The organism is Fischerella sp. (genome assembly GCF_013388695.1).
GTDB lineage: Bacteria > Cyanobacteriota > Cyanobacteriia > Cyanobacteriales > Nostocaceae > PCC9605.
In genome coordinates, this window is sequence record NZ_JACAEU010000174.1 from 22,400 (window position 1) to 31,878 (window position 9,479).

Annotated in this window: 8 protein-coding genes; 2 read left to right on the forward strand and 6 right to left on the reverse strand. The window is 43.6% G+C overall.

What is annotated here, in order from left to right; all coding sequences use genetic code 11:
* Window positions 1–4: 4 nt before the first annotated feature.
* Window positions 5–262 (forward strand): NUDIX domain-containing protein, encoded by a 258-nt coding sequence (locus tag HXY43_RS24130; protein ID WP_290888896.1) that lies wholly within the window; start codon window positions 5–7, stop codon window positions 260–262.
* On the opposite strand, the gene HXY43_RS24135 is transcribed toward HXY43_RS24130, so the two are convergent.
* The 4 genes from HXY43_RS24135 to HXY43_RS24150 form a co-directional block, all read right to left on the reverse strand.
* Window positions 259–2,460, reverse strand: coding sequence for a caspase family protein (locus HXY43_RS24135; RefSeq protein WP_290888898.1), 2,202 nt, complete (start codon window positions 2,458–2,460; stop codon window positions 259–261). The two genes, HXY43_RS24130 and HXY43_RS24135, sit on opposite strands and share 4 nt — an antisense overlap.
* Before the next feature lie 248 nt (window positions 2,461–2,708).
* Entirely contained in the window at window positions 2,709–3,881 is a 1,173-nt protein-coding gene (gene sat / locus HXY43_RS24140) for a sulfate adenylyltransferase (RefSeq protein WP_290888901.1), read from the reverse strand.
* 462 nt (window positions 3,882–4,343) lie between these two features.
* Window positions 4,344–5,138 carry an RDD family protein gene (locus HXY43_RS24145; protein ID WP_290888904.1) on the reverse strand — a complete coding sequence of 265 codons (795 nt, stop codon included), beginning with the start codon at window positions 5,136–5,138 and terminating at the stop codon, window positions 4,344–4,346.
* Between the two features lie 22 nt (window positions 5,139–5,160).
* A complete protein-coding gene (locus tag HXY43_RS24150) occupies window positions 5,161–6,015 on the reverse strand; it encodes a DUF975 domain-containing protein (RefSeq protein WP_290888907.1) in 855 nt (284 codons plus the stop codon).
* 80 nt (window positions 6,016–6,095) lie between these two features.
* Between HXY43_RS24150 and HXY43_RS24155 the strand changes: the two genes are divergently transcribed.
* Complete coding sequence (locus HXY43_RS24155) at window positions 6,096–7,061, forward strand: stage II sporulation protein M (protein ID WP_290888910.1); 966 nt, start codon at window positions 6,096–6,098, stop codon at window positions 7,059–7,061.
* Window positions 7,062–7,421: 360 nt separating this feature from the next.
* Here HXY43_RS24155 and HXY43_RS24160 read toward each other — a convergent pair whose 3' ends face one another.
* The gene (locus tag HXY43_RS24160) at window positions 7,422–8,759 is read right to left on the reverse strand and encodes a DUF58 domain-containing protein (RefSeq protein ID WP_290888912.1); all 1,338 of its coding nucleotides are present in this window, start codon (window positions 8,757–8,759) and stop codon (window positions 7,422–7,424) included.
* 59 nt (window positions 8,760–8,818) lie between these two features.
* Window positions 8,819–9,298: an RpiB/LacA/LacB family sugar-phosphate isomerase gene (locus HXY43_RS24165; RefSeq protein ID WP_290888915.1), complete on the reverse strand. Its 480-nt coding sequence runs from the start codon at window positions 9,296–9,298 to the stop codon at window positions 8,819–8,821.
* Window positions 9,299–9,479: the final 181 nt, after the last annotated feature.

A 9,479-nucleotide genomic window follows, 5' to 3' on the forward strand; every position in this document is an offset into this window, starting at 1 on the left:
AAGAATGCGAAACAAAAAATCCTGTGGTGTAATAGTTATGCGATCGCAACCACAGATGAGTTTTTTACTTCTGTTGAAAAGTCACTGTTACGACTTACCAAAAGGACAAATTGAAACAGGCGAAGATGAAATTAGTTGTGCTTTACGCGAATTATTTGAGGAAACTCAAATTACAGACCATGATATTGAGTTAGATCAAGATTTTCAGTTTACTGTTACTTATCAACCTGTAGGTGATTGGCATAATTACTGTTTCACTTAAACTACCTGAAAAACAAAGCTCAAACTCGCCCAATTATTCACATCCAAGACGTAGGAGTCAGCAGGGATGGTGTTCGGATCGGCTTTGACTGTACTGGCGTTGTGCAAATCTTGCAGTACGGCGTGGGCGACTTCTAGGGGGTTTAGCAGTGGTAGAATGCGTTGATTATCGGCGCGGGGATGTTTGGCAGTTTCTAATGCATGTAGGGTTTGGCTAAAGGGGGCAGTGCTAAAAATTAATTGGGTTTCATTGAAGAAAGCTGGCCCCTGTATCACCCATTCAAAACCAGCTGCGGTATGTGGTAAGGTGAGTGTTTCTCCGGGAGCAATGACGATATCATTAAGCGGGGGTTTGTCTGGGGAACCGTCAGTTTCTGTAACTTTTTGCCACGGGAAAAGCGCGATCGCATTTCTAGCGCTATTTAGTCCCAGAAGCATGCAATATACTGGGCTATTGCCCATGTTTTGCACCCGGTACTGTACCCGGCTACCGATAGGTACGGTAGGCATATGTCCAAGTTCATGACTAACTAATTTCTTACTGGCGGTTTGGGCACTCGCAGTTCGCTGTGTTTCACGTTGCATCACCACCCGAGGCGCAATAGTGCTGATTATTTCTAAGTTGGCTTTGACATGCAAGCGAGAAGAACCTTCATTATCTGTGAGTTGCCATAATTTCGCTGCCAGCAGAGTTTGCAGTTTGGAATCTAACCGTTGCACCGCTACTTTTACTGCTTCTCCGGCTTCGCCAAGGGTGCTGGGGATTTGCTCGCTACCCAGAGAAAATAAACCATAACGACTGGGAGAAACTAACAATGAGGTAGACGCGATTAAGTCTTTACTCTTCGCGTCTGGAAGTTTGCCAAACACGTAATCAGCGGGTTGTTCTCCTGCTACTACACTCGATACGTTGGCAACTGTGGCAAAGGCACTTGTCGCATCTACCCGTTCAATTCTTTCCAGCCCCCCATCTAGGGCAATTATTAGATTAATATTTCGAGGTAAAACTCGCACTGCTTCTTGCACGAGTTGTCCGACTTGGGGAGAAATTTTACCTTCAGAAGACGAAATCCGTGTTTTTGCTGTTAAGCCACTACGCGATCGCAATATTAACTCTATATTTGGCCCTGCTTCGCTCACCAGAGTCAACCGAGAATTCACACCGTAGTATTCCAACACTTGGGGTGGCAATCCTGCCAACCACACATGTACTTTGCCATCCTCTTCTGTTGCCGTCACTACTCCCTCTGCACCAAGGGCTTCTTGGAGAAAATTCTCGCTTAGCTGGACTCGCTGTAGATTCTTTTTACCTGTCAATAAGCCTGGTTGTTGCAGGCTACCCAACTGCTGTATTGTACTTCCCACACGGGAGACAAATACAGGTATTGTTACTGCTGGTGTAGTCTCCCATAGATATTGCGTCAAGGCGTAGGTAAATAATCCCGCACTAAAACCTGATTGTTGTATCTCCTGCGCCAACTGATTGGGATTGGATGTTGCAGACATCACCACCGCAGGCAATTCCGTGGCGGCGTTTTCTTGTAGTCTTTTTTGAAAGTCTAGTTCCGCATCTGCCAAAACGGCTTGTGTGGGCATCTGGCGGGCGCGAATTCGCAAATGCCCCGCAGATAAGAAGTTAGTAGGAGCGTAGTAGCTGGTGTCTAATACTGCTGTTACCTTTTCTGTGGGGAGCGATCGCAGCATCAACAACAGCGTTTCTTCTAATAAATAATTGACAGTTTGAGTCTCTTGTGCAGGTGATTCTTCTATCCCATCAGCGCAAATCAAAGCATTTTGCACAGTTTCTGGTGAATTCACCAACCTGATCCGACTGCCATAGCCGCTAAAGTGGAAGACAACTACATCACCAGGTTTTGCTTGCTGCACGAGATGCTCTAAAAAAGCAGACTCAATAAATTTTCTGCTGGCTTGTTCGTCAGTCAAAGACAAGACATTTGACGGTTGGAAACCAAAGCGGTGGATCAAAACTTCCTTTTGTAGTTCTACATCCACCAGGCAACCATTCAGTGCCGGACTTTCTGGATATTGGTTAATACCTACTAATAACGCCAATTTGCGCGGGCTGGGTTGTGCCAATGCCTGTTGATAGCGAGTTCCAAAATTGAACCACTCAGCCTCGGCAACACCCAATGCCGCGAGAATAGAGCCAAACCGTTGCAAAAACGTTCGCCGCTTCATAATTAGCTATCAGCCCTCAGTCCTTCAGCTTATGTAAGCTTATCGATCTGAGGCCTGTAGTGTAAAGTTTGGTTCTAGAAAAAGGGATTGGGGATTGGGAATTGGGAATTGGGAATTGGGGATTGGGGAACTCGGGGCCCCCACGACCGCAAGGGAGTGGGGATTAGGGGCAATGGGGATTGGTGAGAATTATGAATGATGAATGCTGAAAATTTCATAATTCATAATTCATAATTCATAATTTATAATCACACTGGTACTTTCATTGCCCGTGCCAACTCAGCCGCTACTTCTGGACGGGAAAATTCTGGTGGGGGTAACTCGCCCCGGCGCAGCATCTCCCGTACTTTTGTACCCGACAGGTGAACACGTTCCTCTGGCTTGCTAGGACTGGTTTTAGTCGTTGCCATTTGCTTGGTGCGCGTGCAGTAAAAGGCGTGTTCAAACATCATTGGCACAATGCCTATCTCTTCTGGAGTAAACTCATCAAAGATATATTGAGCATCATAAGTGCCGTAGTAATTGCCAACGCCTGCATGATCCCGTCCGACGATAAAGTGAGTACAGCCGTAGTTCTTACGAATCAAGGCATGGAAAATTGCCTCACGAGGGCCAGCATAACGCATTGCCGAGGGATTGATTGCCAAAATCACTCTATCTTGAGGATAGTATTGTTCTAGCAAAATTTCATAACAGCGCATCCGCACATCGGCAGGGATGTCATCATCTTTAGTAGCCCCTACCAAAGGATGCAAAAATAGACCATCTACGGTTTCCAACGCACATTTTTGGATATATTCGTGGGCGCGGTGGATGGGATTGCGAGTTTGGAAACCAACAACAGTTTTCCAGCCTTTTTGCTTAAATAATTGCCGAGATTGGGCGGGATCGATTTGATAGGCAGGGAAATGGGGATGGCGATCGCGTTCCAATAACCACACATCACCTGCAAGATTTACCGCGCCTTGATTGTAGACTACTTGCACACCTGGATGTTTTTCATCATCGGTGCGGTAGACATTAACTGCTTCGCGTTTTTTGTCGTAGCGATATTTTTGTGTGAGTTCTAAAACCCCGACAAATCGGCCATCAGGGTTATCCAGGCGAACCAAACCGCCTTCGGTGAGGGGAGCTGCTACTTCCTCACTCACTGAAAGTGTAATCGGAATTGACCATACAGTACCGTTAGCCAAGCGCATTTCAGTGACAGTGCGATCGTAGTCTTCCTGATTCATAAAACCAGTCAGGGGACTAAAACCACCGATCGCAATCATTTCTAGGTCAGAAACAGCTCGCGCGTCAAGCTGCACTCGCGGCAGAAAGTTGGCTTTCGAGAGAAATAGTTCTCTTTGTTCCGGTGTAGCAATGCGATTAACCAACTGCCCACCGTGGGGGAGGATGCCTTCTGGATAGTAACTCAATTTCGTCCCTTCTTTGCCTAACTGCTGTTTTTTTAAGCTATGTTAATAACTTACCAAACCTCAGGCACAGATTGTACACAAAGTTGAGGGATTTATGGGAGTTAGGTTTTTAAGGGTAGGTTTTAGATATTTTGCGTTTTGACGACTCTTGCGCCAGTTGCAATAGCTTGGAGGCTCTTAATGAGAATGGCGCAATATCTGAGCTAACACATTTTGATTAACAGCAGCGATCGCACAGCAAACAGAGAGAGATTTATCTGCAACACGATCATTCAAGCTTAAAACGAGACCTTTCACACATAAAACAAGAACGTTCAAGCTTAGAGGATATTTGAGAAGTATCAAATATTTGCTTGATCCCCCCCGATGAATTGGGGGGAAATACTTGTTAAAGTCCCCCTTTTTAAGGGGGATTTAGGGGGATCTCCAATCACTTGCCATATTAGCTGCGATCGCCCACTATCACCTTTGACCAAAATCTCCCAATTTTTGATAAGCAAGGTAAATTGCTTCTAAAAATACATCAGGGCTGACACTTTCTGGTAATTCTTCTAAATTAATAATAGCTTTGACCTGCTTGGCGAGTCGCAGAGCGACTGAACCTCTGGCTTTTGATGACATTCCGTCACGTCTGAGCAAATACTCGCGAATTACAGCAAAATCATCGGGTAACATCGCTGATATATGAGCTGTTTGCAATAATTGTTCAGAGATTAACGTTGCCTGTTCTGAAACAGTGAAATTTGTTGATGGAGAGTTTGGTTGGGTTTGAATCACAATCGTACCAGCCACCCAATCACCCAAACGTTTTTCGCGGCGACTAAAAATAATCAGAAATGCTCCTAAAAACAATGTATCGTCAATAGGTCGTAGTAAGGCACGCAGCACCGCTTGTTGCAATCGAATTGTGCGTCCATTGTCCTTAATAACGCGAATCTTCGCAATGCGTTTGCCGGGGGTTTGACCTTGCCACAAAGTTTCAAAAAAGACAAAATATCCTGTGTAAATGGAATAATTGACTAATAGGGCGATCGCAAATAACCAAATGCCTATCTTGTCACCGCCAACAATCTTGATTAACCAATCCAATAGCTGAGCAGAAATTGTTAGCCAAGCAATCAGAAAAGCAATTAAGATCGAAGCCAAGACAAGATAATCAATTAGCAAAGCCCAAGCACGATTACCAATTCCCGCCAGAATAAATTCGAGTTCTACACTTTCTGGCGTTTGGTATTTAACACGATTAAAAATGTGCATTGTAGTCAAAACTGAATAATTTTTAAATTTCGTAATCGCGCAACTTCAAGCCTAGACCCTCTCTACGACTCCTCAGGTCATAGTATATTACTGCTTTGATAGCTTGCCAAAATGGTAAAATTAATGCTCCACTAGCAAAACTTAAAATCATGATTAGCACGACAAAAAGCAGGTTAAAAACAACAGAATTTTGTTGTAATAATGGTGCAAAAGCTAACTGAAGAATAGTGCTAATAATCTGAACAACAATTTGGATAGGTATTGTGATCAAGAACGCAACAAGCGATATCAAAAGAATCCGCCAGACGTAACCCTTAGTTAACTCCCAGCTACGACCAATTGTTGACGTACCATCAACATTATCTTCAATAGCAAGGGGAACTTCTACCAAATAAAATCTTGTCATTAACCAAAAAATCGCTCCTATTACGACAATACCGACCACAATAGTTAGCAGGCCGAAAAGGATATATGTAGCAGGATTTCCTTGTTGACCTATTCCCCCAAACAGCACCGCTGATAAAACACCAGAAAATATAAATAAAACCGCAACACCGATACCAATTCCCACACTCAAAAGAAACATTAACAGCATCGTGATGAAAAACTGCCATAACCTAGAATTGACAAACCGCTGACCGGAGGAAATACTTTCGGGTTGATTGACCAACTCACCAAAAGCCAAACGGGTAATCAGTGCTGCAAGGGCATAAAACTTTGCCCAACCATAAAACGGAACAATTAACCACACGTAAGCTTTCAAAGCAAGTAAAAAATATTCTTTCAGGTGAGAGCGATATAGTCGTAATCCCGCACTGACAACATTACCCAAGCTCAATGGTTGGATGGGGCTAGAAGAACCCTGATTAAATGACATGATTTCCAATACTCCTGTTATTTACGGTAGTAAATTTGAGGCTATCTTAAGCTAAGTAAAAGCTAGTGTTCCCAAAATTTATGAATATTCAACGTTGGATTGCACGGCGAGAACCAAACTGGCAACGTTTGGAAACGCTGTTAAGACGGGTAGAAAAAAAGGGGCTAAAATCGCTGCAAGCAGCAGAAATTAGAGAGTTAGCAAGTTTATATCGTTCTGTCTCCGCAGATTTAGCACGTGCCCGCACTCAACAAGTTAGTAATACTCTGATACAAAATTTACAATCATTAACAACACGTGCCTACACACAAATTTACCAAGGTTCGCGGCGACAAGAATGGCAAGCAGTACTGGAATTTTACCGTTGGGGATTGCCAAGTGCGATACAGCAGACATTGCCGTATATTGCTTTTGCCACCGCCTTGTTTTTGCTGGGGGCGTTAGTTGCTTGGTGGTATGCATGGCAAGATCCCAGCTTTTTATCGCTAATAGTACCCGAAAGTATGGTTAGCAAAGTTCGTGATGAACATAAATTATGGATGGGATCAATTGTTGGGATTGAACCTTTGGCATCTAGCAACATTATGATTAATAATTTGTCGGTGTCTTTTGGCGCGGTTGCTGGTGGAATTACAGCTGGGGCATACACAGCGTTTTTAATGGTGTTTAATGGTTTATTGATTGGTGCTGTTGGCACTCTCGTAGGGCAAAACAATCTTGCTTATCCTTTTTGGGCGTTTGTATTTCCACATGGTGCTTTAGAATTACCGGCAATTTTTTTCGCTGGTGGTGCAGGTTTTTTGTTGGGAAAAGCACTTTTATTTCCCGGTCGATATCGCCGTGCTGATGCATTGAAATTCTACGGTTCTCAGGCAGTGCAGTTAGTATTTGGCATCGTGCCAATGTTAATTATTGCTGGCATCATCGAGGGTTTTTTCTCTCCTAATCCTCGCGTGCCATTACCTTTAAAATACTTGGTTGGGATGGGATTATTTATGCTTTTGGTAGGCTATTGTCGCCGCAGTAAAGATAGATTAAGTAGATAATTTAGATCTGGTTTATAAAGTGAATATTAATTGTAGATCCCCCCTTTTTAAGGGGGGAAGTAATTTCTAGCCTCCCTTTTTAAGGGGGGTTGGGGGGATCAAGTTTTCTTGATAAATGAACTTTGTTGGTGAGTATCAAGTTTGCCAAAAATGGCTCAAAGATCGTAAAGGTAGACAGTTAAGTAATAAAGATGAGAAGCTTTTCTTTAGAATCTTGGGTTTGATTTGCTGCAATTGGAAATTTATTGTTGATATATTAGTTGATTGCAGATGATGGTAGCAAAACTAGTTTAGATGTTAAAATTCCTCGTCCCCTTGTGGGCGAGGAATTTGATAATGGGTAATGGGCCAATTACCAAATCATAGTAAATTTCGCGCCTTGAGTTGCAAATATTTATCTACTAACTGTTCTGTAATCTGATTTGCTGGTGCATCTAGTACTAATACGCCTTTGTGTTTCAGTTGGGCAAATGCTAGCTGTCGCTGTGCTAATAAGTCTAAAGCAACTGCACGGGTATATGCAGTAGTAACTCCTCCTAAGTCATCAGAAGGGGGAATGTGTGCTAGACGATCTACTTGGGGATCGCGCAAAGTCACTGCAAAGGAAAGATAGCGCGGTGTGAGTCTAGAAAGTGCAATCAGAAGTTCGGCAGAGGCGGTACTATCAACTATGTCGGTAATAATCACTATCAGCGCCCTGCGGGTTTGCTGCTGGACTACATGAGTTACCGCACCCATATAATCAGATTCAAGTAAAACTGGTTGAATCGGGGTCAGACGGTCAATTATACTACCTAAGTGGTTTTGCCCGCGTTCTGGGGGAATCCATGTATGGATCTGGCGATCAAATACACCTACACCAACGCGATCGCCCCGATGTAAACCCGCCAAAGCTAAAGATAAAGTTGCATTCAAACCCCAGTCAAATCGCCGCAAACCCTGCACTCTTGCTGTCATCAATCTTCCCCGATCTAGCAAAATCAGCAAAGTTTGCTCTTGTTCCGGTTCTAACACCCTCACTAATGGCGATGAATTGCCGTAAGTACCCACCCGACGCGCAGTCGCTTTCCAATCAATAAACCGCAAATCATCGCCAGTACGATAGTTCCGCAATTCGGCAAACTCTGTACCGATGCCTAACTGGCGAAATTGACGCATAGAACCAGAAGATTGCAATGTCAGACGAACAGAAAGCGATCGCAATCCCACCAAATCTGGATAAACCCAAACTTTTAGACTTTGGGGAATCTTCCAATCATCCCAAGCTAACCCCCAAGCACCGAGTTGTCGTACCTGAATATCCCCCCAAGGAAACTCTCCCCGCTGTGTTGGCTGAACAGTATAAGTCAATTCCTGAGTAGTTTGACTGGGAATAACAGCGCTTAATGTTGGCAGAGATACTCTAAACTCAGCTGGGTAATAGTCGCGAATTTGAATTACAGCCTTTGCCTTTCCCGAAGTGACTCGCAGCACAACCAGATTATCTCGCCCTACAGACAATCGCGGTAGTAATTCGCGTAACACCTGTACTCGATGACGGCGAACTTGCACAGCATCCACAACCATTAATGCCAAAACTACCAGATCAAATAGCAAAGTAATAGCGATGCTAGTGGAAATGCTGAGAAACACAGCTAAAATTGGGGCGATCGCAATTCCCAAAATTAACAATAAATAAACTCGTCTGGCAGGAATCATATTTAAGAATTTGGAATTAGGTGAACCAAATTAAACAGGGGAATTTTTAGCGATCGCATTTATTCTTTGGCAAACTGTTGCTTCTCCAACTGGGCAATATCCTGCATCGAGTTTTGTAACCATTCTTGAATACTCGCTTCCCATCCCTGAGTAAACTCGGTGTTCAACCAAGTGTCAACAATAGCCAAAGCGTCTTCAGGTGAGGTAATGAACCCTCCCAAAGTGAGGATATTGGAGTTATTGATCGAGCGAGATTTTTCTGCTGCATTTGGATTCTCACACACAGCCGCATAAACACCAGGGTGCTTGTTAGCAACGATCGCCATCCCCATACCAGTGCCACATACTAAAATACCCCGTTCCGCTTGTTGGTTTCCTACCCTTTGAGCTACCACAGTTGCTGTTTCATAATAAGGCGTGGTGGCAGTGCGATCGCTAATACCTAAGTCTTCTACTTCTATCCCTTTATTAAGTAGATGTTGCTTAACTGCCTCCTTCAGTTCAAACCCATAGAAATCTGCTCCCAGTGCGATTTTCATGGCTATTTTCCTCACTCTAGTTTTAGAAAAATCTTACTGTTGTTATTACAGTCATTTTTTTGGGGGCGTTGCTGAATCAAGATATGAATTTACAATTCACGGGTATGACCAGACGTAGCATTGCTACGTCTCTACAATGATTTGGCATCGAGCTACAAAAATGTATGCAAACATAATTCAT

Excerpts from the sequence above, each read along its gene's own strand:
- HXY43_RS24155 (WP_290888910.1), top strand. The coding sequence starts at position 6,096 with ATGAATATTCAACGTTGGATTGCACGGCGAGAACCAAACTGGCAACGT.
- HXY43_RS24150 (WP_290888907.1), bottom strand. The coding sequence starts at position 6,015 with ATGTCATTTAATCAGGGTTCTTCTAGCCCCATCCAACCATTGAGCTTG.
- HXY43_RS24160 (WP_290888912.1), bottom strand. The coding sequence starts at position 8,759 with ATGATTCCTGCCAGACGAGTTTATTTATTGTTAATTTTGGGAATTGCG.
- HXY43_RS24165 (WP_290888915.1), bottom strand. The coding sequence starts at position 9,298 with ATGAAAATCGCACTGGGAGCAGATTTCTATGGGTTTGAACTGAAGGAG.
- HXY43_RS24145 (WP_290888904.1), bottom strand. The coding sequence starts at position 5,138 with ATGCACATTTTTAATCGTGTTAAATACCAAACGCCAGAAAGTGTAGAA.
- HXY43_RS24135 (WP_290888898.1), bottom strand. The coding sequence starts at position 2,460 with ATGAAGCGGCGAACGTTTTTGCAACGGTTTGGCTCTATTCTCGCGGCA.
- HXY43_RS24130 (WP_290888896.1), top strand. The coding sequence starts at position 5 with ATGCGAAACAAAAAATCCTGTGGTGTAATAGTTATGCGATCGCAACCA.